Annotated in this window: 17 protein-coding genes; 8 read left to right on the top strand and 9 right to left on the bottom strand. The window is 62.8% G+C overall.

All coding sequences use genetic code 11. The features are described 5' to 3' along the window. The gene (locus VGE08_RS07625) at positions 1-1,242 is read left to right on the top strand and encodes a glycosyltransferase family 4 protein (RefSeq protein ID WP_331067266.1); all 1,242 of its coding nucleotides are present in this window, start codon (positions 1-3) and stop codon (positions 1,240-1,242) included. Positions 1,243-1,291: 49 nt separating this feature from the next. Further along, positions 1,292-2,692, top strand: a complete 1,401-nt coding sequence (locus tag VGE08_RS07620) for an HAD family hydrolase (RefSeq protein WP_331067265.1) — start codon at positions 1,292-1,294, stop codon at positions 2,690-2,692. On the opposite strand, the gene VGE08_RS07615 is transcribed toward VGE08_RS07620, so the two are convergent. Next, positions 2,584-3,654 carry a glycosyltransferase gene (locus tag VGE08_RS07615; RefSeq protein ID WP_331067264.1) on the bottom strand — a complete coding sequence of 357 codons (1,071 nt, stop codon included), beginning with the start codon at positions 3,652-3,654 and terminating at the stop codon, positions 2,584-2,586. The genes VGE08_RS07620 and VGE08_RS07615 overlap by 109 nt on opposite strands. Then, on the bottom strand, positions 3,651-4,751 hold the full coding sequence (locus VGE08_RS07610) for a glycosyltransferase family 2 protein (protein WP_331067263.1): 1,101 nt from the start codon (positions 4,749-4,751) through the stop codon (positions 3,651-3,653). Before VGE08_RS07610 ends, VGE08_RS07615 begins: the two co-directional genes overlap by 4 nt. 254 nt (positions 4,752-5,005) lie before the next feature. On the opposite strand from VGE08_RS07610, the gene VGE08_RS07605 reads away from it, so the two are divergent. The 4 genes from VGE08_RS07605 (at position 5,006) to VGE08_RS07590 (ending at position 9,406) form a co-directional block, all read left to right on the top strand. Further along, entirely contained in the window at positions 5,006-5,563 is a 558-nt protein-coding gene (locus VGE08_RS07605; RefSeq protein WP_331067262.1) for a polysaccharide biosynthesis/export family protein, read from the top strand. Positions 5,564-5,594: 31 nt separating this feature from the next. After that, complete coding sequence (locus VGE08_RS07600; protein ID WP_331067261.1) at positions 5,595-6,752, top strand: hypothetical protein; 1,158 nt, start codon at positions 5,595-5,597, stop codon at positions 6,750-6,752. A 77-nt stretch (positions 6,753-6,829) separates the two neighbouring features. Further along, entirely contained in the window at positions 6,830-8,518 is a 1,689-nt protein-coding gene (locus VGE08_RS07595) for a GumC family protein (RefSeq protein ID WP_331067260.1), read from the top strand. A gap of 45 nt (positions 8,519-8,563) precedes the next feature. Continuing rightward, a complete protein-coding gene (locus VGE08_RS07590; protein ID WP_331067259.1) occupies positions 8,564-9,406 on the top strand; it encodes a CpsD/CapB family tyrosine-protein kinase in 843 nt (280 codons plus the stop codon). A gap of 134 nt (positions 9,407-9,540) precedes the next feature. Here VGE08_RS07590 and VGE08_RS07585 read toward each other — a convergent pair whose 3' ends face one another. The 4 genes from VGE08_RS07585 to VGE08_RS07570 are packed head-to-tail and all read right to left on the bottom strand — an operon-like array spanning position 9,541 to position 13,610. Further along, positions 9,541-10,116: a serine acetyltransferase gene (locus VGE08_RS07585; RefSeq protein WP_331067258.1), complete on the bottom strand. Its 576-nt coding sequence runs from the start codon at positions 10,114-10,116 to the stop codon at positions 9,541-9,543. Continuing rightward, positions 10,113-10,406 (bottom strand): hypothetical protein, encoded by a 294-nt coding sequence (locus VGE08_RS07580; RefSeq protein WP_331067257.1) that lies wholly within the window; start codon positions 10,404-10,406, stop codon positions 10,113-10,115. Before VGE08_RS07580 ends, VGE08_RS07585 begins: the two co-directional genes overlap by 4 nt. A gap of 15 nt (positions 10,407-10,421) precedes the next feature. Further along, a complete protein-coding gene (gene asnB, locus VGE08_RS07575; protein WP_331067256.1) occupies positions 10,422-12,368 on the bottom strand; it encodes an asparagine synthase (glutamine-hydrolyzing) in 1,947 nt (648 codons plus the stop codon). A gap of 12 nt (positions 12,369-12,380) precedes the next feature. Continuing rightward, on the bottom strand, positions 12,381-13,610 hold the full coding sequence (locus tag VGE08_RS07570) for a glycosyltransferase family 4 protein (protein ID WP_331067255.1): 1,230 nt from the start codon (positions 13,608-13,610) through the stop codon (positions 12,381-12,383). A gap of 177 nt (positions 13,611-13,787) precedes the next feature. Here VGE08_RS07570 and VGE08_RS07565 point away from each other — a divergent pair, with 177 nt between their 5' ends. Continuing rightward, positions 13,788-14,549 (top strand): class I SAM-dependent methyltransferase, encoded by a 762-nt coding sequence (locus VGE08_RS07565; RefSeq protein ID WP_331067254.1) that lies wholly within the window; start codon positions 13,788-13,790, stop codon positions 14,547-14,549. 9 nt (positions 14,550-14,558) lie between these two features. Here the strand turns inward: VGE08_RS07565 and VGE08_RS07560 are convergent, their stop codons facing one another. The 3 genes from VGE08_RS07560 to VGE08_RS07550 all read right to left on the bottom strand — a co-directional run bounded on the left by VGE08_RS07560 (position 14,559) and on the right by VGE08_RS07550 (position 19,404). Further along, positions 14,559-16,274 carry a protein kinase domain-containing protein gene (locus VGE08_RS07560; protein ID WP_331067253.1) on the bottom strand — a complete coding sequence of 572 codons (1,716 nt, stop codon included), beginning with the start codon at positions 16,272-16,274 and terminating at the stop codon, positions 14,559-14,561. A gap of 281 nt (positions 16,275-16,555) precedes the next feature. Then, positions 16,556-17,614, bottom strand: a complete 1,059-nt coding sequence (locus VGE08_RS07555; RefSeq protein ID WP_331067252.1) for an NAD(P)-dependent oxidoreductase — start codon at positions 17,612-17,614, stop codon at positions 16,556-16,558. Beyond that, the gene (locus VGE08_RS07550; RefSeq protein ID WP_331067251.1) at positions 17,611-19,404 is read right to left on the bottom strand and encodes a glycerol-3-phosphate dehydrogenase/oxidase; all 1,794 of its coding nucleotides are present in this window, start codon (positions 19,402-19,404) and stop codon (positions 17,611-17,613) included. The genes VGE08_RS07555 and VGE08_RS07550 overlap by 4 nt, the downstream gene beginning before the upstream one ends. Positions 19,405-19,745: 341 nt before the next feature. Between VGE08_RS07550 and VGE08_RS07545 the strand changes: the two genes are divergently transcribed. Further along, a complete protein-coding gene (locus VGE08_RS07545; RefSeq protein WP_331067250.1) occupies positions 19,746-21,113 on the top strand; it encodes a hypothetical protein in 1,368 nt (455 codons plus the stop codon). Positions 21,114-21,230 lie beyond the last annotated feature (117 nt).

Below are 21,230 nucleotides of genomic sequence, written 5' to 3'. Positions count from 1 at the left end.
ATGTCGAATGCCGAGGAACAAACCCAGGCAATGAGCGCTGGCCTGGCCGTAGCGCACCGCCGGCGCGTGCTCATCATCGTGGAGAACCTGCCACTGCCGTTCGACCGGCGTGTGTGGCAGGAAGCGCGCACGCTGCATGCCAATGGCTATCAGGTGTCGATCATCTGTCCCAAGGGCAAGGGTTACGAAAGGAGCTTCGAAGAGATCGACGGAGTGGCCATCTATCGACATTCCATGCCGTTCGAAGCCAGCGGTCCGCTCGGCTACGCGCTGGAATACAGCTGGGCGCTCGCGGCCGAGTTCCTGCTGTCGCTGAAGGTGCTGGTCACTCGCGGCTTCGACGTGGTGCACGGCTGCAATCCGCCGGACATGATTTTTCTGATCGGCGGTTTTTACAAGCTGTTCGGCAAGAAGTTCCTGTTCGACCACCACGACATCAATCCGGAGCTGTACGAGGCGAAGTTCCAGCGCCGCGATGTGTTCTACCGGCTGATGCTGGCGCTGGAGCGCTGGACGTTTCGCACCGCCGACGTGTGCGTGGCCACCAACGAGTCGTATCGCAAGATCGCCATCGAGCGGGGAGGGCGGCAGCCGAGCAAGGTATTCGTGGTGCGCAGCGGACCGGACCTGCGGCGCTTGAAAGTGTTGCCGCCGCAACTGGAGCTCAAGCGCGGGCGCAAGTACCTGGTCGGCTATGTCGGCGTGATGGGCCGCCAGGAGGGCATCGACGGGCTGCTCGCCGCGGTCCGTCACATCGTGTACGAGATGGGGCGAACCGACATTCAGTTCGGGCTGGTAGGCGGCGGCACCGAGCTGGACGCGATGCGTAAGCTGGCGCAGGAGCTCGGCGTGGCCGAGTTCGTGACCTTCACCGGCCGCGTGCCGGATGCCGAGTTGCTCGCCATGCTCAACACGGCGGACGTGTGCGTGAATCCCGATGTCGCCAACGAGATGAACGACAAGTCCACCATGAACAAGATCATGGAGTACATGGCGCTGGGCAAGCCCATCGTCCAGTACGACCTGACCGAGGGGCGGGTTTCGGCGCAGCAGGCGTCGTTGTACGCCAGGCGCAATGATCCCGTCGACATGGCGCAACAGATCGTGCTGCTGCTCGATGACGAGCCGCGGCGCAAGCAGATGGGCGAATGGGGCCGCGAGCGAGTGAAGAATTCGCTCGCCTGGGAGCACGAAGTGCCGCGCCTGCTGGCGGCATACGACACGCTGTTCACTAGAGGCTGAACTGCAGGGCGCCTTGCTCGGGGAGAGCCGGGCGCCGAGACGAAATGTAATGCGATACGTGGTGCTAGCCGCAGGCTTTGACGGAACGCTGGCTCGCGATGGACGTTGCGACGAGCGTTGCATCGACGTCTTGCGTGAGCTTTCCGCCACGGGACGCAAGTTGATCCTGGTCACGGGCCGGGAGCTGCGGCGCTTGCTGGAAGTCTTTCCCGAAGCGCGCCTGTTCGATTACATCGTCGCCGAGAATGGCGCAGTTCTGCATCGGACCGCGACACGGCAATCCGAAATCCTCGGCCAGGCGCCGCCGGAAATCCTGCTCCAGGAATTGCGGCGCAGGCGCATCTCGCCGCTGTCGGTGGGCAGCTCCATCATCAGCACCACCGCGGAGCACCTGGACGTTGTGCGCGCGTCGCTGCGCAAGCTGAAGCTGCACATGGACTACGAGCTGGTGATGAACGATGACTCGCTGTTGATCCTGCCGCCTGGCATCGACAAGGCCTCGGGCATGAACGAAGCGCTGCGCGAGTTGGGTGTGTCGCGTCACAACCTGGTGGCGATCGGCAATGCCGAGAACGATCTGCCGATGCTGGCCTGGGCCGAGCATGCCGTGGTGGTGAGCAACGCCGCCGAGTCCGTCAAGCAGGCGGCCGATCGCGTCACCGATGGCGCGTATTGCGACGGCTTCCTCGAGTTGGCGCGCGACTTGATGGCGACCGACCTGGCGAGCTCGGTGCCTCGCCGCCGCGTGCTGTTGGGCACGAGCGAAGATGATCGGGAGATCACGCTTTCGCCCTGCCGGGATTCGGTGCTTATTACCGGTCCGGATGAGGTGGCGCGCGCCTTGATCTGCAACCGGCTGCTGGAGCAGTTGATGCAGCAGGACTATCAATGCTGTGTCATCGGTGCCGATCGGAATGTGCCGGTGGCATCGCCACGCGGCGCTTTCGCCAACATGAGCAGTTGGGGCGACGCGCACGAAGCGCCGCGCTTGACGGATGTTCTGGCGGCGCTGGAGCCGCCCACACACAGCATTGAAATCAATCTTGCCGCACTCCCCGTGGAAACGCGGCCTGTGTTCGTCGACGCATTGCTGCTGCAATTGCAGGCGCTGCACGATCGAACCGGCCGGCCGCATTGCATCTTGATCCATCGCGCGCATCACTTCTTGACCGGCAATCAGGCGGCGGCCGCGATCCGGCGCTTGTCGGAGGTGACGATGATCTATTCGACCGCGGCAGCGAATGAATTGCCGCCACGCGTGCTCGACGATGTGAAGCTCACCATCGCCACCGGAACGGGAACGAACGACCCGCCGGCGGAGTCCGGCGAGTCGGCGCAGGCTCAGGCCGTCATCGCTGGCGGCGCGGTCTGCCGGATTTCCCTGTTTCGGCCATCTGCCGGTTCGACATCCGTGACTTCGGCCGACGAAGCCACGGTTTCCGGATACTGAATCACTTCCTGCACCCGGTAGTCCTTCATGCCGCGTGCATGAGTGAAGATGATCAGCTCGCCGAGCAGGCCGAGCGCGAACACCTGCATGCCCAGCACCACCAGCAGCGCTCCCAGCAGCAGCGCGGGGCGGTCGGCGAGCTTCTCGTCGAAGAACAGGCGCTGCACGCTCAGGAATGCGATCACCGCGGCGCCGATGCCAAAGGTCGCCGCCCCCAGCATGCCGAAGAAGCGCAACGGCCGCTTGGTGAAGCGCACCAGGAAGAAAATGCTGAACAGGTCGAGCACGTGGTGCGCGTATTCCTTGGGGCGATACACGCGCTCGTGGCGATCTTGCGGCGACTGACGCATGGCCACTTCGCTGACGCGGAAGCCCAGGCGCGCGGCAAGGATGGCCATGAAGCGGTGCTGGTCGCCGTACAAGTCCATTTCTTCGAACACCTGGCGGCGCATGGCGCGGGCCCCGCAGCCGATGTCCTGCAGACGCGAGCCCGTGACGAAATTGACCAGGCCATGGAAGGCGCTGCGACGCATGCGGTCGAGCCAGTTGCCATAGCGCGGCGAGCGGTAGCCGATCGCCATGTCGGAGGAGCCGAGTGCCGCGACCAGTTTGGGAATGTCCTGCGGCTCGATCTGGTGATACGCCGGCAAGGTGATGATGACGCTGCCGGAGGCGCGCTCGAAGCCCGCCATCAATGCCGCCGCCTCACCGAAGCTGCGCGTCAGGCTGATCATCGTGAAATCCTCGCCTTCCTCCAGCATCTGCTGCAGCGTGCGGCTGGCGTCGGTGCGGTCGCCGTCGAGGACGAAGATGAATTCGAAGGGCAGGCCGACGGCGGCGATGCCGGCCTTGTACTGCGTGTACAGCGTCCGCAGCTCCGAACGCCGCCCGCAGACGGGCACGATCACGGATACCGAGGGTAGCGCGGTTGTCGGGCAAGCTGCCTGGGACTGAGTGCTCATGATGGGATGGTCGTCACTGGTTGCGAGGGTCGCGGCTTCGGCTGGGCGGAGCCGCGGCGCTGAATGGTTTGTGTCAAACGGAAAAACTCGTTGTCGCGGATGTCGCCGCGTGAATAGATCAACTCAGCTAACGCACCGCTGCACAAAAGGATCGTCGCCGATGCCAGAAAAATTATTCCGGTGCCGGCCAGGGGCAGCGACGCCTGGGCTCGTCCCGTCACCAGAGTGACGAACGTATGCGCCAGCATCGCGAACGACGCCAGGAACAGCGGCACTGACAACAGCGCGAACCAGCGCAACGGACGCGACGCGAATGTGGTCACCGTCTTGATGACCATCAGGTCCAACAGAACTTTATAGATGCGCGACAGGCCGTACTTCGACTGTCCATAGCGGCGCGCGTGGTGGCGCACGCGGATCTGAGCCACGCGCGGCCCGGCAATCGAGGCCATGGCCGGAATGAATCGATGCATTTCCGAGTAGAGCGGAATGCTCTTGATCAGCTCGGCGCGGAAAGCCTTCAACGAGCAGCCGTTGTCACGAATCGGCACGCCGGTGACTTTGCCGATCAGTACATTGGCAATTCGCGAGGGAATCTTGCGTGTGACCAGCTTGTCCTGACGGTTGTGCCGCCAGCCGACCACGATGTCGTAGCCCGCCTCGATCTGTTCCAGCAGCAATTGAATGTCCGCCGGATCGTTCTGCAGGTCTCCGTCCATGGTGACGAGAATCTCGCCGCGCGCATGCTCGATGCCCGCCGCCATCGCCGGCGTCTGCCCGTAGTTGCGACGGAACTTCACCAGTCGCAGTCGCGAGTCGAAGCGCGCGATCTCGCGGGCGATCTCTGCTGTCTGGTCGCGGCTGCCGTCATCGACGAACACCATCTCGAACGTACAGCCGATGTCGCCGAGGGCCTGCACGATGGCCGCGTATAACGGGCGGATGCTCTCCTGCTCGTTGTAAAGCGGCACGATGACCGACAGCCGTGGGCGCGGAGCATCACAGACAGCGCCACCCGCTTCCGCAGCATTGGTTACCGGCGACAGCGAGACTTCGCTCGTCGGCTCCGCGTTGGTTGTAACTTTTGCACCGCTCATCCTGTTTTTCCCGACCTTCTTACAAACATGTCCTGGCTCGCGCGCTCGCAGCGGATGCAGGAACTTCGCCCACACGCTCGCCCTTCTAAGGGTGTAGCAACAACGCGGCGCCAGAGCCTTGTATCCACGTCGCAGCGCCCCCGGGCGAACGATCCGTTGCATCGTTGGCACGTGACCTGCAAAGGACAGGCCAACGTGATGAAACGGTGATACAGGGCTACAGCGTGAGGCGAATGTTTGGAGGAGCAGCATCGATGTCGAAAATGCGATGGGTGTGGGGAATGCTGATGATGTTCGTGCTTGGCATGCAGGCCGTGCACGCACAACAGGCGTCGTATGTCATCAAGCCCGGCGACACGTTGGAAATATCCGTGTGGAAGGAGCCGGACCTGCAGCGTACGGTGCTGGTGCGTCCCGACGGCGCATTTTCTTTTCCGCTGGTAGGTGAGGTCGATGCGCGTGGCAAGACCGTCGCCGATCTCAACAAGCTGGTGTCAGAGCGGCTCGCCAAATACATCTCCGGTGCGGTGGTCACCGTCTCGGTGCAGGAGATCAAGGGCAACAAGATTTTCGTGCTCGGTCAGGTGAACAAGCCGGGCGAATTCATCGTCAATCCCAGCGTCAACATCATGCAGGCGTTGAGCATGGCCGGCGGCACGACGCCGTTCGCGGCCACCAACGACATCATCGTGTTGCGCGGCCAGGGCGAGAAACAAACCGCAATGGCGTTCCGCTATCCCGAAGTGGTGCGCGGCCGTCGTCTGGAAACCAACATCGAGCTGATTGCAGGAGACGTCGTTGTTGTGCCTTAAATCAAAATCGAACGGAACGAACCTGGGAACAGTGCTGCCGCTCGGGCTGGCTACGTTCTGCGTCGCGTGCGGCGCCGGCGCGGCCAATTGGGAAGTGGCGCCGCGCGTGCAGGCCGGTTATCGCTACAGCGACAACTTCCGCCTCTATCAGGATGGGCAGGAAGTCGACGTGTCCGGCGGCGAGGCCGATATCGGTGTGACTTTCAGGACGGTCGATCCACGCACCACCTTCGAAATCACACCGCGCATCAACTCGACCTACTTCCCGGACGAGAAAAGCGAGGACGCGAACAACTATTACCTGACAGCTGGCTTCTCCGATGTCACGCCGCGCCGGCGCTTCGATGTTCCTTTCACCTATTCTCACGAAGACGTGACGCGCAGCGAGCTGCCGGACGTGAGCGAGGGCGGCGGACTGGGCGAGCCTACCGAAGGCGACTCGGGCCGCTTCCTCACACGCAACCGCCGCGACTTCTATCGAATCGCGCCGTCCTTCGAGTACGACATCTCGCAGCGTTACCGCATGGAGCTGAATGCCCATTACCTGAAGGCGGACTTCGACAGCCAGTTGCCCGGTTTCCAGCAAGACTTCAGCGAAAAGGGCGCTGGCGCCGGCTTTGGCTTCCTCACCTCGCCGCGCTCGGCAGTGCTGGTGCGAGCGGTGGCGTTCCAGTATGAGACCACCGCCAAGACCGATGCGTATGGCGGTGAGGTTGAATGGAATACACAGTATTCACCCAATTCGCGCGCGTATGTCCGGATCGGCGCGCAACAGACCAAACCGGAGCGCGGTTCGAGTGACACCAATGTCACCGGTGGCGCGGGTGGCCAGTGGGCCAGCGAACGTAACAGGTTGTTTCTGGACTTCACGCGCAGCGTCGGGCCGGTGTCGGCGGGAACCGTGGTGGAGCGTTATCAGTTGCGTTTGAGGCTCGATCACGATGTCACACAACGGGTTGCCCTCAGAGTGGGCGCTCGCCTGTCACGCGACGAGCAGGTCGAGGACGGCACGTACCCGACGCGCGAGTACGCTATCGGCGAGCTGGGTTTCGAGTGGCGCTGGCTGCGGCAGTGGTCGCTCATCGGCACGTACAACTACCGCTGGCAGGAATACGAAGACGAGCCTTCCGATCGGACCGCGAACTCGTTCCTGATCGGCATCGTGTACGAACCCAAGCGATCCGAATGACTGGCTGCGCGCTGCAAAACGGCATCACAGTCGAGCAATCGGTGTTCGAGTCATCAACGATCTGAACCACTAGCAACATGCAGACGCCATCCTCCTCCTCGACCGGCCGCGAGCCGGACAGCGCCGGCTTTGGCGAGTATCTGGGCACCCTGCGCAAGCGTCGCAAGCTGTTGCTGATGGTGGGGCTGCCCATCATCGCGCTCGGCATCGCCCTGGCGCTCGGCTTGCCCGATGTCTATCGCTCGCAAGGACAGATCGAGCTCGAGGGTGCGCAGAACATCAAACAGAATCCCAATTCGCTGGCGCAGGATCCTGACGATACGCCGTATGCGGACCAGTACGTGCGCAGCCTCAGCACCGTAGTGTTGAGCGACCGCAATCTGGCCAGGCTGCTCGGCGAGCACAAGCTCTACGACGAGCAGGATGAAGATCCCTCGGGCGCGCTGGCGAAGTTGCGAGGTGACATCAAGGTCGACATCGTCACCGTGCCGATTCTGGACCCGAATACCGGTCGCGAGCGCGATGTGGTGACCGCGTTCACCGTCGCTTACGACAACGCGCGTCCGGAGCGTGCTCAGCAAGGCGCCGAATGGCTGGTGAACGCCTTCCTCGAAGAGAATCGCAACGATCGGGCGCGGCAGGCCGGCGGTAGAGCCAAGTTCTTTGCCCGCGAAGCGGAGCGCATGCGCACGCACGTGGCAGGCCTGGAAGCCAAGCTGGCCGAATTCAAATCCAAGAACGCGGGCAAGCTGCCCGAGCTCAACGAAATGAACCTCAGCGTGATGGATCGTACCGAGAGCGACATTCGGAACGTCGAGACGCAGATGCAGGCACTGCGCCGGGAGCGAGTATTTCTGGTTGCTCAATTGCAGCAGGCGCGCGCCGCCAATCCCGAGGCCGCCAGTCTGCGAGCGCTCGAAGACGAATATGCCCGCAAGAGCGTGCAATACGATCAGAGCCATCCGGACCTGATCATGCTGCGGCGGCAGATCGATCAATTGAAAGCCGGAGGTTCCGCCGGCGGCCAGTCGTTGCAGGCGCAGTTGCAGACGCAGCGCTCCATCCTCGCCGAAGCTCGTCAGCGCTACAGCGAAGACCATCCCGACGTACAGCGCCTCGTGCGTAACATCCAAGCGCTGGAAGCTCGAATTGCTTCGGGTGAATCAGCAGACGGAAGTGTTTTCGCCGACTCGCCCATGGCAGTACAACTACAGACTCAGCTGAATGCTACCGATACGCAACTCGCAGCCTTGCAGGCTAGAGCCATGGAATTGCGAGCCAAATTGAGCGGCCTGGAAGGCCGAATTGTCGCGGCCCCGGAAGTCGAGCGCGAATATCAGGCAGTCACTCGCGATCTCGCCAGCGCTCGCGCCAAGTACGACGAGCTGTTGAGGCGGCAGATGGATGCAGAAGTCAGCGAGGCTGCCATCTCCGGCGGCACCGCTGACAAATTCCGCGTGAAGTCGTCGCCAAAGATTCCCGAAGAACCGGCCAAGCCGGCGCGCCTGGGCATCGCCATCATCGCCGTGGTACTCGGCGTGATTGCATCCATTACTTCAGTGATCCTGGCGCAGCTGTTCGACACCACCGTGCGTGGCGCTCGGGATATTCAGGACATCCTGGGCGTGGCGCCGTTGACCGCGGTGCCTGTGATCAAGCGAGCTGGCAAGGGCCGCAAGGCCGCGGCACCGGCTTACGCCGCGACCGCTGGTGCCATGGTTGCAGCGATCGCCATCGCAGCGGTAGTTGTTAGATTCATTGCCTGAGGCGCTATTATTTGAGCGCGGTTGACCCGACAGCGAGGCACGCAAATGAGCATCATTGAAGAGGCAGTGCGCAAGACGGCGGAACGCCACCAACGTCCTGCCTCGCCTGAGCACCCGGGGAACCGGCCGCGGCTGCGGCGTGTGCCGCCCCCGGCCGTCGATGCAGCCAGCGTGCGGCGCTTTCAGCCGGTCACGCTGGAGCGGGCGGTGCTCGAGGAGAACCATATTCTCCCGCATATCACCGATCCCGGTGCCTTGCGCGCCTATAAGATTCTGCGCACTCGCATGCTGCGTCGGCTCGAAGCCAACCAGTGGTATTCGTTCGCGGTCACCGGCGCGACGGCGGGCGAGGGCAAGACGCTCACATCGATCAATCTCGCCATGGCGCTGGCGCAGGATTCCAACACCTGGGTGTTCCTGGTCGATCTGGACCTGCAGCGGCCGAAAGTGGCCGATTATATTGGACTGAACAAGAGCCTGGGCGAGCGCGGCCTGACCGATTTCCTGCTCGGCGACGCCACCTTCGAACAGATCATCTACTCGCCGGGCGGAATCGAGCGCCTGGCGGTCATTCCAAATTTCCAGGCGGTCGCGAATGCGTCGGAGCTACTTACTTCGCCACGCATGGATGAGCTGGTGCGAGCGCTGGAAGCGGAGGCGCCACGGCGCATCGTGATATTCGACATGCCGCCGGTGCTGGCGTCCGACGATGTACTGGCGTTCGCGCCGCAAGTGGATGGCATGCTGCTCGTGGTCGCCGAAGGCATCACCAGCCGCGATGCCTTGCGCGGTGCCAAGGAACTGCTACAGGAAATGAATTTGCTGGGGGTGGTGTTGAATCGATCCGAGGCGCAAGAAGAAGCGGCGTACTACTCGTATGCCCGCTGACCGAAGAAACGACGCCAAGAAGAGTGCTCAGGGGGATTTCGCCTCAGACCGATGATGAATCGGTCTGGGGTTGAATCTTTCTAGTGGCTGGCGGTTAGCGGTTGGGGGTTAGTGACAGAACTAACCGCCAACCACTAACCGCTATCCGCAGATCGGTTGCCGGCAAAAGAAATGATCTTGAAGCCCGGCTCCATCACCGCGATCGCGTTGTCCGGCAGATCCTTGTAAATGACGGCGTTGGCGCCAATTTTCACGTTGTTGCCGATGTTGATCTTGCCCACCAGTCGCGCGCCCGGTGCGACGTAGACATTGTCGCCCAGCGTCGGCGCGCCTCGCTTGCCGCCCTGGCCCGAAACTCCGATAGTGATGTTCTGTGACAGGTTGCAGTTGCGGCCGATGACGGCGCCCGAAGAGACCGTGATGGCGCCGTGATGACCGATGTATAGCCCCGGTCCCACGCGCGTGCGGCGAGGAATCTCGATGCCCCAGAACGCCTGGATGAACAAATCCAGGATGGCATAGAGCGGATCGAACAATAGTCGCAACAGTGCGGGCTGGCGCTGGCTCCATTGTCCGAAACGCAGTACCAGCACGGCGTGCGTGCCTGGAGCGCGCGCCAATGTGAGTACACGGCGCAGTGTACTTCCCGTCGTCATCGCATAGCGACGCTTCAGATCGGCGCGCAGTGGACTGATATCTTGACGGGTCATGATGTTCCGACGCTGGCGCCTGTCGTCGCCGGCGCGACTGGATCGGTCGGCGGACGCAGCGAGATGGGCAGGCGCGAAACCAGGGTGGGCAGGGGTACGGCAGCGAACACGAACATCGGATTGAATTCCACCTCGAGCGCCCGGAAGACCAGGTCGTAGCACTGAAGGACGATGATGTGCTCTACCGGCGTCAATAGCGAAAACGTCGCAATCCGGCGTCGGTCCGAGGCGAGCGACGCACGAGCGACGCACGAGCGACGTATAGGCTTCGTGCAGACGTTCGAGGTCACCGGTACAGGGAATGCTCAGCCGACGCGGCGCGTGTTGCGCTCGTCCGCGACCAGTTCGCGGCGCAGGTCTTCTTTGGATTGACCGAGAATGCACATGCGATACCAGATCTCGGCGTTGATCAGCAGCCATAGCCGGTTGCCGTGATCGACCCGCCTGGCCAGATGCTCGTCGACGAGTTGCGCGATGGCGTGCCGGTCGAGCACGCGATCCTGTACCAGCTGCGATTGCCTCAGACAGGTCTGGTACAGGCGCGTGTATTCGGCTTGCAATAGATAGGGCAGGGCCGAAGAGAAGCCCTGCTTGGGGCGATCGAGAATTTCCGGCGGCAGATACCGGGCCGCGAGCTTGCGTTGAATGTAGCGCAGGCTTCCGCCACGTACTTTCATCGCTGCCGGCAGGCGCGCCGCGAAACCGGCGAGCTCGTGATCCATGAACGGACTGCGCGCCTCCAGTCCGTGAGCCATGCAGATCCGATCGGTGATCATCACTGGATGATTGGGCAAACGCACCAGGCTGTCGGCGTACAGCATGCGATCGAGCTCGCCGCCTTCGGACTCTTCATAGGGACGGCGGATCGCCGCCTCCGCATCGAGATTCGGCCAACGCTCTCGAATTTCGCGCGTGTATAGTGCGCGGCGCTTGTCGGGGTTGAAATAGAAATAGTTCAGGCTGGCTGCGTAGCGGGCGCTGCCGGAATGAAACGACAGATGGTGCAGCCAGCGCAGCTGATGTCCCAAGCTCTTGTACCAGCCGGATTCGGGAATCATCGCCATTGCTGGTGCCAGCAGCTTGCGGCGCAGGGCTTCCGGCAGACGGCCGTATTGCGCGGCGTAGAGATTGCCATAGTAGCGATCGTAGCCGCCGAACAATTCATCGCCGCCGTCGCCGCCAATGACGACTTTCACATGCTGCCGAGTGAACTTCGCGAGCAACCAGGTACATAACGACAAGGGATCGGATGGCTCGTCGAGGGCACAAACCAGATCGGGCAGATGCGCGGCGATTTCGGGTCGCACGCGCTCTTCGTGATGTTCGGTGTCGAACAGCCTGGCCACTGCGCGAGCGGCCGGTGCTTCATCGAAGCGCTGATAATTCAGTCCCATGGTGAAGGTCGGCAGCCGCCGCACCTTCAAGTCACGAGACAGCATGGCCACCAGCAGGCTCGAATCCATGCCGCCGCTCAGGAATGCGCCCACGGGCACATCGCTTTCCAGATGCAGGCGCAACGTCTCTTGCAGTCGGGCTTGCAGCTCATCCAGCAACTGTTCTTCACTGCCTGCCAGCTTGGGATTCTGGCGCAACTGCCAATAACGGCGGATGCGCGGCGCGGCGCCTGGCTCGAACGTCAGCAAGTGGCCGGGGGGCAACTTGTGAATGCCCTCGAACATGGTCAACGGCGCGTCGATGAGCCGCAGGCCCAGATATTGATCCAGCGCGGCGAGATTCATTCGCTGACGCCGCCGGTCCAGCGCTCGCAGTGCTTTGATCTCGGAAGCGAACGCGAAGCCTTGCTCGCCGGCGCTGTAGAAGAACGGCTTCTGGCCAAGATGGTCGCGCGCCGCCAGCAAGCGCTGATTCTTTGCATCCCAAAGAGCGAATGCAAACATGCCGCGCAGGTGATCCAGCAGTTGCTCGCCATGACGCTGGTACAGGCCGAGGATCACTTCGCAATCGCTGTTGGTCAGGAAGCGATGGCCATCCTGTGCCAAGCGCCGGCGCAGCTCGCGGTAGTTGTAGATTTCGCCGTTGCAGACCAGCACCAGCGAGCGGTCCGCGCTGTACAGCGGTTGCTGGCCGCCCGCCAGATCGATGATGGACAGGCGGCGATGGCCCAGCGCGGCATGCCGATCGGAATAGATCCCTTCGTCGTCCGGACCGCGATGTTTGAGTGCGCCGAGCATCCGGCGCAGCGCCTGCTCACGTTGCGGATCTGAGTTGATGATACCGGCGATGCCACACATTGCGGTTGGCGGTTAGCGATTGGCGGTTGGAGGGTGGTCGGAGGCACTAGCGTCCATGCGGTTCAGCGGCGCGTTGCGGCTCGTCCCGGTACGCCGGTGTGAAATGGCCCGTTCGAAGACCTGCTCATAACGAGCCGCGCAGGTGTCGATGAAATAGTTCTCGACCAGCCGCCGATTGTGTTGGCCATAACGGGCGCGCGCATCCCGGTCCCGATGCAATTCAATGAGCGCGCGCACGAATGCTTCCTGGTCGTTCAACTTGATGACGTGGCCTGTTTCACCCGTGACCAGGAAGTCCGTCTGCCCGCCCCGGTCGTAACACAGCACCGGCAGGCCGAACGCCATGGCTTCGAGGAACACCAGGCCGAAGCCCTCGTGCTGGCTGGCGGTGACGAACACATCGGCGACGGACAATGCGGCGTACTTCTCCACATCAGAGACCAGACCGAGCATGTGGACGCGGTCGCGAACGCCAAGCTCGGTTGCGCGCTGGTCGATAGCGGGCGCGTCTGGACCGTCACCGACGATCACCAGATGCGCGTTGGGAAGGTTGCTCGCGGCGAACATGTCGATGATCTGTGTCGTCGCCTTGCGTGCCACCAGGCGGCCGACGGTGATCATCACGAACGCATCGGCCGGCAGCCCCAGGTTCTGGCGCGAGGCCGGAGGCACTGGCGGCGGGCGGTCGATGCCCAGCGGAATCAATTCAACGGGCCGGCGCACGCCATACAAGTCGGTGACATGGCGAACGGTGTCGCGCGATTGACCGACCACGTCATCCGCCGAGCGCAGCATCCACCGCACGGCTGCTCGCAGTGGCGCATGCAAGTGCGGTGAGCTGCGTTTGCTCGGATCGAACAGATCGCCGCCATGAACCGACAAGACATTGGGAACGCCTTGCCAGCGCGCCAGCGCATGTCCCAAGGGACCGGTGGGGACCACGAAGTGCGTGTTCATGACATCGAAGTCTTTGCGCCCGAAGCGCAGCCCGCGCAAGAAGCCAGTCGGCAGATAAGCAGCCATGGATGGAAAATTCGCCACGGCCAGCTCGCGTCGAAAGAAAACGGGAACGCGCAACACGCGCACGCCATCGTCGCGGTGTTCAGCGGCGAGGTCTCCAGCTCGCGACGTGAGCACAGTGACCTCATGACTACGCGCAAGCTGGCGCGCGAGCGCGGCCATGACCACACCGCCACCGCCGCCGAGCGGTGGGTATTCGTAGTTGCAAAGAAGGATGCGCATGATCTGCTAGCAGGAGCAAGTTCCATGCCTGGACCGCCATGTCGGCACTCGTGTGCATGGGGGATCCATTGGGGGGAACTATCCGACGGCACGCGGTATTTAGCCCTTTGATCTCGCGGCCGCTGTCTACGCGGTCGTGAATTTTCGGGACCTTTGTTCGCTCTGGGGAATCCGATCATGAGTGCTCAGCCCATTGTCACCGAGCGCGCGGCGCCGCAACGCCGTGTCCTGGCGGCTCGCCTGGAACCGTTCGATTCCTATTGGCAGGCGCCGGCCGACATCGAAGCGGGCTACAGCTCGTTCGCTGCCTACTATCGGGCCAACTACCTGCCGCATCTGCCGGCCGATAAAGCCGCGAAAATTCTGGTGGTGAGTTGCGGGCCGGGTTATCTGCTGAACGTGCTGGCGCAGGCGGGGTACAAATCCGTGGTCGGCATCGATTCGGATCCGGCGAAGGTCGAGCACGCACGGCGCCACAACTTGCCGTGCGAGGCCGCCGAAGCGTTCCCGTACCTGGAAAAATGCCAGGGCCAGTTCGACGTGATCATTCCCGAGCAGGAACTGAATCATCTCACCCACCAGGAGACGATCGAGTTCCTGCAGCTGTGCCACGCGGCGCTTCGCCCCGGTGGGCGCGTGATCGTGTATGCGATGAATGGCGCCAATCCTTTCGTGGGCGCTGAAAACCTTGCGCACAACATCGACCATTTTTACATCGTCACGGAATACAGCCTGGGGCAGTTGTTGCAACTGGGCGGCTTTCGCGACATCAAGCCGTTTGCGTTGCAGCTGTACGTGTTCTGGAAGAATCCACTGAACTACGTGGGGCTCGCGGTGACCAGCGTGCTGGAGCTGGGCATGCGTATCGTGTTCCGGATGTATGGCAAGAAGGTGAACGTGCTGAGCAAGAAAGTCGCCGCGGTGGCGATTCGCGGCTGAGGGACTTAATCAATCGTCGTCGCGAATGATGGCTTCGGCGCGCACCGTCTTACCCAGGCGCGCCGACTTCGGCGAGATCAGTTCTACGTAAAACGACTCGTCTTGTTCGGCAAGCAGATCGTTGCGTAACGGCACGTAGATGGCACGTTGCGCCTGGCCGTCGGCGAAGGTCACGGTGCCGGACGCGTTCGAAGCGAAGTCGATGCCGGCATCGGCGGTGCCGCTCGTTGCTTTCCAGCTGACGCTGACGCGGCCCGACAGCGGCTGCGAACGCTTGATGAGAAAGACCGCGGCCACCGAGCCCTCGCTGGTGACGATGCTGGAGGATTCGAACGAGATTTCGCTGATCGGCGGTGCTGCGGGCCGTGCTCTCGTGGCGACCGGCGCAGCGCTCGCTGTTGCAACTGAGCTCTTGGCGGGCGCCTCCGCTTTCTCGGGTGCCAGCGCCGCTGCTTCTGTCTCGGGCTGTGCAGCTGGCTTGGGTGGCGCAACCGATGGCGAGGAGACCGCGGCAGGCACGATAGCAGGCGCGGGCGTCACGTCTTCCTGAGCATTCCGCCGTTGAAACGCGAAATACGTCACCAGTAGCGCGCACCCGATGAAAGCGAAGAATCCCCAGCTGCGTTGCTTCGGCATCAAATCTGCGGGCAGTTCAGCGGACACAGCTTCCTCGGGGTCGATATGAACGGGCGTCGGCGCTGCCATCACGGGTTGGTCGGCACTCAGGCGCGTCAGCAGATCCTCGACGCTGTCGGGACGCTGCTCGCGCGTCCACGACAGGGCCGAGAGCAATGAGAGCCACTGCGAGGTCGAGAGGTTCCATGCCCGTGGCGGAATCTTCCCTTCGTCACGCGCTTGTAACGAAGATTGCCGGCCGAACGGGTGCTGGCCGGTCAGGACTTCGTATGCCACGCAAGCGAAACTGAACACATCGTCGCGTACATCGGGCGTCCCGCCGGCGAGCACTTCAGGACTTGCGTAAGTCGGCGTGCCCGCGGGAATGCGTGAATCGCTGGAAGTCGGGCCGGCGGCGGTGCCGAAATCGACGATGCGCACGTCTTCTTCCGGCGTGATGAAAACGTTGCCCGGCTTGAAGTCGCCATGCACGACGTTCTGGCTGTGCGCGTACTGCAAAGCTTCGGCGCATTTGCGCAGGATCTTGTGAGCGAGCGGCTGGGGCATCATGGTCCAGTCGCGCAGTAGCTGCGACAGCAGCTTGCCCTGGACCAGTTCCATGGTCATGAAGCTGCGGCCTTCGTCCTCGTGCAGTTCCAGGACGCGCACGATGCTCGGATGCGATAGCAACTTCGCGTGCTCGAACTCGTGTTTCAGCCGCATCGCCGCGCGTTGCGGGTTGCCGAGCTCCGGTCGCGGCGTCTTGATCGCGACTTGCAGATTCGGCGCGGTACCCTTGGCGGAGAGCATGTCGCGTGCGCGGAAAACGATGGCAGTGCCACCGCAGCCAATGACTTGTTCAAGCAAGTAGCGGTCGCACAGCACTTTGCCCGGTGCCAGCGCGGGACGCTGCGACTCCGACGACTTGAGCGTGGAAATCTTGCGAGCCGCGGCGACCGTCGAAGCTGCAGGTGCTGCCGGCCTGGCAGCAGTGAGCGGCGGGCCGTTATATATATCGACCGTCGGCGGTAACGATGAAACTTTTGCCGTCGACGCGACGAGGTCCGGCGGCACATCCGCAGTCACTGGCGCAGTCACTGGCGCAGTCACTGGCTCCACGGTAAGTGTTGGCGCCGGCGGCTGATCTTTCGTGGCAGCTGCAGTCGCAGGAGTTGCGGACTCGGTGAGAGTGGGCGCCGCTCGGTGCTCCGCAGGGGCTGCCAGTGTGGCACGCGGCATTTCGCCAGGAACAATGTCGGCGGTGGCAGGCGCGAGGTCAGCCGTATTCTCCTCGTGCACGTCGGTGGTCGTGTCGAGGTCCTGAGTCGCCGGCCGGTGCGGACGCCGGCGCGAGCGGAAGGATGAGCTGTGAAAGTACGCTGACATAGTGTTCAAGCCGATTGCCGGTTGGTGACCTCAGTCACGTCCGGGCGCGGCAGCAAGCTGCGAGCCCGGTACCAGCTGACCGTGTCGGCCGCCCCGGTCAGAAAATCGATCGTTGGCTGAAAGCCTAGCAACGAATGTGCCCGGACGGTGGAAAAAACGAAAGACTTGCGGAAAAAATCCAGTCGCCGGCTGTGTAAGGGCGGCGCGAGGCGCAGTGGCGGTAGCGTGGTCTCCATGACTCCAGCGGCTGCAACGAAGGGCCACATCGGCAATTGCAGGCGGGGCGGCTTGCGGTCGAGCACGTGCGCAATGCGCCGGACCATCTCCTGCGTCGTCATGATCTCGCTGCCGGCGAACACGAAAGTCCGCCGCACGGCGTTGGGATGTTGGGCCGCAGTCAGCAACCCTCGAACCAGATCATCGACGTGGATGCACTGCCGGCGGTTGTTGCCGCTGCCGATCATCACGAAATGGCCTCGCGCGATGCTGCGGAACAATTTCAGCAGGCGGCGGTCACCGGGACCGTACGTTTCGGAAATACGCACGATGCAGGTTTCCAGGTCGTTCTCGAACGATCGCAGCACCGACTCGGCTTCGAGCTTGGTGTTGGTGTAGACGTTATCCGGACGCACCGGACTGTCTTCGTCCAGCAACGATTCGCCCGCATCTCCGTAAACGCCTATGGTGCTGCCATAGACGAAGCGACGCACGTTGTGATTGCGGCAAGCCGACAGCAACGTGCGCACGGCGTCCACGTTGATGGCGCGGAAGTAGGATTCGGGCATCTCGGCCTCGTGTTGGGCGGCGGCCAGATGAATCACCGTATCGCGATCCTGCAGCAGGCGATCGACCAGCGCGAGATCCTGCAGCATACCGGTCTCGACTCGGACGCCGGCGGCGCGCAGCTCCTGCAGGCGCTCGACTTCGATATGCAGCTCGGCGCGACCTGTCGCCAGTACGTCCAGGCCGAGCTGATGGGCCCGTAACGCCAGGCGCGAGCCGATGAAACCGGTCGCCCCCGTTACGAGCAACTTCTGAGCAGATGTTGTCGAGGTATAAGTCATGCAGTCGCTCTTACCATGGTTTTTGCAAGCATCGCGCCATGACTCGCTGACGATGCCGTCGCACTGGCGGCGTCAGTGGCGCGAGGCTCCATATGATCTGGTGCAGCCGTCGAGCTGGAATCGCGCGCTAAATGCCGTTGCAGAGTGCGTTCCGTCGTGGCGATCTCCTGATGCAAACGCTCGGCTGACCATGACAGCAATCGGCCCATCTCGGCCGCGGTGGCGAGCAATGCTGCCCGGCCTGGGTGCGAGCCGGCGGCAAGGTCTGTTCGGCGCATGACCACGTCGTCCAGATGCACGGCCATTTCATTGCTCACCGCATAACGAACTTCCGCGGCAAGAGTGCTGGTGCCCGGAATATTGACGATGGTGGAGCCGCCGCTTGCGTCGAGCACCGCGCGATAGCCGGTTCCATGATTGCGCAGCAGTCCTTGCAGGCTCTGCAGTCGGACCCCTGCGGGCAAGGCACGGCTGGCCGCCGCCTCGAAAGCGGCAAAGTTTTCGATCTCGCCGCCGGGCAACGCGATTCGATCGCTGGCGGACGCCGCGGGCGCACGATCCCACTGTTTGAGCAATAGATCGAGCGCGCGCGCCGCGTCGACGCGAGCCATGGTGAAGCGAATGCCCACCAGGCTGACCAGCCCGTGCACGTCGTGCGTGCGTCGATGATCGACCAGGCGCGATTCCTTGCCGAAACTCAGCTCGGTGGCCGTGGCCGTTTCGCCGAACGGCACCAGTCCACAATGCGCGAAGCTCACTTCATCGGGTCGCAGCCGCAGCGTTGGATAGACCGTGTTGATCTCCGCCATCCAGGCCTCGATCTCCTCGGGTTGCACGCAGGCCAGATCCGGAAACTCCGGGAACAACTTGTGCCAGACGCCAATCAGCGTCTTGTCGCGCCAGGGCGCGGCGAACAAGTGACGGGTCTGGCGCCCGAGCAGCGCGTCCTTGTCACGGCTCAAGCCTTGAATGGCGATGCCATAGGCAGAGCCGGGCTCGCGCTCGATGATGAAATACGCATCGCGCGAGAAGGGCAGGCGTCGGGTAGTCCCGAAGTGTTCGGGATCGCTTTGCAGATAGTCGGCCCAAGGCCCCGCCGCATTCAGCGTCAGCCGCGCACGAACGTCGAATTCATCGCCGCTGAGCTGGTCGCGAACGCGCACGCCGCGCACCTTGTTGCCTGACCAGAGAAACTGCCTCGCCTCGGCGTAATTGCAAACATCGGCGCCGGCAGCGACCGCTGCCTTGACGAAGGCGAGCACCAGTCGCGCGGCGTTGTACATCTGGCCGTCTTCGAACACGATGGCGCCGGTCAGATCGGACGCTTGCAGATGAGGAAACATCGCCAACAGCTCGCTGCGCGAGAGCTGCCGGGTGTTGCCGATCTGACGATTCGGATCGCGAATGCCGCGATTGCGGTCGAGCGTCAGCAAGTCGTATACGCGAGCACCGGTGCCCAAAAATGCCTTGCCGCTGCGTCCATAGCCATAAGTGGGAATGGCGATGGGCAGGGGGCTCACCAGATGCGGTGCGATTCGCAGCAGAGCGGAGCGCTCGCGGCACGAGGCTCGCAGGCGAGGCACATCGGCATGCTGCAAATAACGAATGCCGCCATGGACCATCTTGAAACATTCCGCCGAGGCGCCGCTGCCGAAGTCATTGCGTTCCAGCAGCACAGTGCTCAAGCCGCGCAAGGCCGCGTCACGCGCGGCGGCGGCACCGAAAGCACCGCCTCCGATGATGAGCAGATCGTACTCGCGCTGAGCCAGGGTCGCGGTTCGTCGTTCCATTCGTGTTCAGTTCTCGAAATGTCCAAGCCCAACGCATCCGATGCACTTTCAGTGCCCGACACGCAGGAATTTCTTGGGCAAGCGGCGCTTCGCTCGCGCCGGGCGGACAACACGCTGTCTGCAATTCCTCGCAGGCAATCGACTTACGTGAGCCTGGGACCGCCGCGGCGGCGTTCAGGGCTTGGCCGATGTAACCATTGCAACCGCGCTTGTAAGTTTTCCTGCGGATTGCAAGCGCTGCGCGGAGCGGTGTGGTTGCAGAACCTTCGCGGCAGGCCAGTGGCCGCTGTTGAACTCTTGACGGAGCAAGTGCGTTAATGACGACTAAGAAGATTCCCGCCATGAAACCATCGATTCGCCGACTTGCCGCTGCCGTGGCGCTGGCTTGCGCGGTGGCGCCGCTCGCCAATGCCGTGCCGGTCCTGCCCGGCGCGATCGGTCACGGCATCAGCACGCCCGCCGGCCGCGGCGGCACGGTGCATCGGGTGACCAATTTGAACTATTCGGGCGCCGGCTCGCTCAAGGCCTGCGTCGATGCCAAGGGGCCGCGCGTCTGCGTGTTCGAGGTGTCCGGCACGATTCGTCTCGAGGACGATCTCACGCTGCGCCATCCCAACATCACCATCGCGGGCCAGACAGCTCCGTCGCCCGGCATCACGCTGCGCGGCGCGGGCCTGTTGGTGAAGACCTCCGACGTGCTGGTCCAGCATATTCGCGTCCGGCCCGGCGACGATCCGGGCGGTGAGGCCCCCGGCAATCGCGACGCGTTGAAGATCGAAGCGCCGGCCACCGCGCCGATCAGTAACATCGTCATCGACCACTGCACCTTCACCTGGTCGGTCGACGAGGTCGCCAGCGCCTGGCAGTACTGGAACAACATCAGCCTGATCAACAACATCTTCGCCGAGCCGCTGCACGACTCGATTCATCCCGAGGGCAAGCATGGCTTCGGCGTGCTGCTCGGTCCGGTGGACGGCAATGCAACGTTGGCCGGCAACCTGTTCGCGAGCATGGAGTCGCGCCTGCCCATGACTGCAGCGACACGCACCGTCATCGTGAACAACCTCATTTATAACTGGGGCAATACGGCTGTGGATCTTCAGAGCCGTGGCGATGTCACGCAGAATTCGGTGGTCGGCAACGTGTTCGTGCGCGGCCCGGATACCAAAGGCACCAAGCCGCCGATTGGTTTGCGCGCCGACGCGTCGACTCTACGCAACGGTGCCAAAGTGTTCCTCGCCGACAATCTCGCGCCCGAGGGCAAGAGCTCGGATGCCTGGTCGATCGCAGGTGCCATCTATGGCTCATTGACGTTAGCGAACTTCCGTTCGAATTCTCCGCTGGCCTGGCCTGCCGGACTGACGACCATGCCGACATCCGACAACGTGGTGCGTGAGCACGTGCTGCGCTATTCGGGCGCGCGACCGGCTGACCGCGACAGCGCCGATCGTCGCATCATCGAGCAGACACGTAACGGCACGGGTCGCATCATCAATTGCGTTGCGCCGAACGGCACGGACCGCTGTCAGCGCAATGGTGGCGGCTGGCCCGTGCTGGCGCAGAACCGTCGCACGCTGAAGTTGCCGGAGAATCCCAACACCGTGACCGACAGCGGCTACACCAATCTGGAATTGTGGCTGCACCGCATGGCCGCGGAGGTGGAAGGCCATGCGCCGCATTCGCCGGAATCGCCCAAGTTGAACAAGTAAATTTTGAACAAGTAAGTTCTACAAGGCGCAGTGTAATCGGAGCGCCGGCTCGACACGGGCCAAGCGGCCAGATAAGTTGTTTCGGAGAAAACGCGGGCATTTGAACAATGCTCGCGT

Source organism: Steroidobacter sp., assembly GCF_036406195.1.
Lineage (GTDB): Bacteria > Pseudomonadota > Gammaproteobacteria > Steroidobacterales > Steroidobacteraceae > Steroidobacter.
The sequence above is the reverse complement of the archived record's forward strand: the minus strand, read 5'-3'. Positions and strand labels throughout refer to the sequence as shown.

Coding starts and splice junctions, on each gene's coding strand:
- VGE08_RS07625 (WP_331067266.1), top strand. CDS start 1: ATGTCGAATGCCGAGGAACAAACCCAGGCAATGAGCGCTGGCCTGGCC.
- VGE08_RS07620 (WP_331067265.1), top strand. CDS start 1,292: ATGCGATACGTGGTGCTAGCCGCAGGCTTTGACGGAACGCTGGCTCGC.
- VGE08_RS07615 (WP_331067264.1), bottom strand. CDS start 3,654: ATGAGCACTCAGTCCCAGGCAGCTTGCCCGACAACCGCGCTACCCTCG.
- VGE08_RS07610 (WP_331067263.1), bottom strand. CDS start 4,751: ATGAGCGGTGCAAAAGTTACAACCAACGCGGAGCCGACGAGCGAAGTC.
- VGE08_RS07605 (WP_331067262.1), top strand. CDS start 5,006: ATGTCGAAAATGCGATGGGTGTGGGGAATGCTGATGATGTTCGTGCTT.
- VGE08_RS07595 (WP_331067260.1), top strand. CDS start 6,830: ATGCAGACGCCATCCTCCTCCTCGACCGGCCGCGAGCCGGACAGCGCC.
- VGE08_RS07590 (WP_331067259.1), top strand. CDS start 8,564: ATGAGCATCATTGAAGAGGCAGTGCGCAAGACGGCGGAACGCCACCAA.
- VGE08_RS07585 (WP_331067258.1), bottom strand. CDS start 10,116: ATGACCCGTCAAGATATCAGTCCACTGCGCGCCGATCTGAAGCGTCGC.
- asnB (WP_331067256.1), bottom strand. CDS start 12,368: ATGTGTGGCATCGCCGGTATCATCAACTCAGATCCGCAACGTGAGCAG.
- VGE08_RS07570 (WP_331067255.1), bottom strand. CDS start 13,610: ATGCGCATCCTTCTTTGCAACTACGAATACCCACCGCTCGGCGGCGGT.
- VGE08_RS07565 (WP_331067254.1), top strand. CDS start 13,788: ATGAGTGCTCAGCCCATTGTCACCGAGCGCGCGGCGCCGCAACGCCGT.
- VGE08_RS07555 (WP_331067252.1), bottom strand. CDS start 17,614: ATGACTTATACCTCGACAACATCTGCTCAGAAGTTGCTCGTAACGGGG.
- VGE08_RS07550 (WP_331067251.1), bottom strand. CDS start 19,404: ATGGAACGACGAACCGCGACCCTGGCTCAGCGCGAGTACGATCTGCTC.
- VGE08_RS07545 (WP_331067250.1), top strand. CDS start 19,746: ATGAAACCATCGATTCGCCGACTTGCCGCTGCCGTGGCGCTGGCTTGC.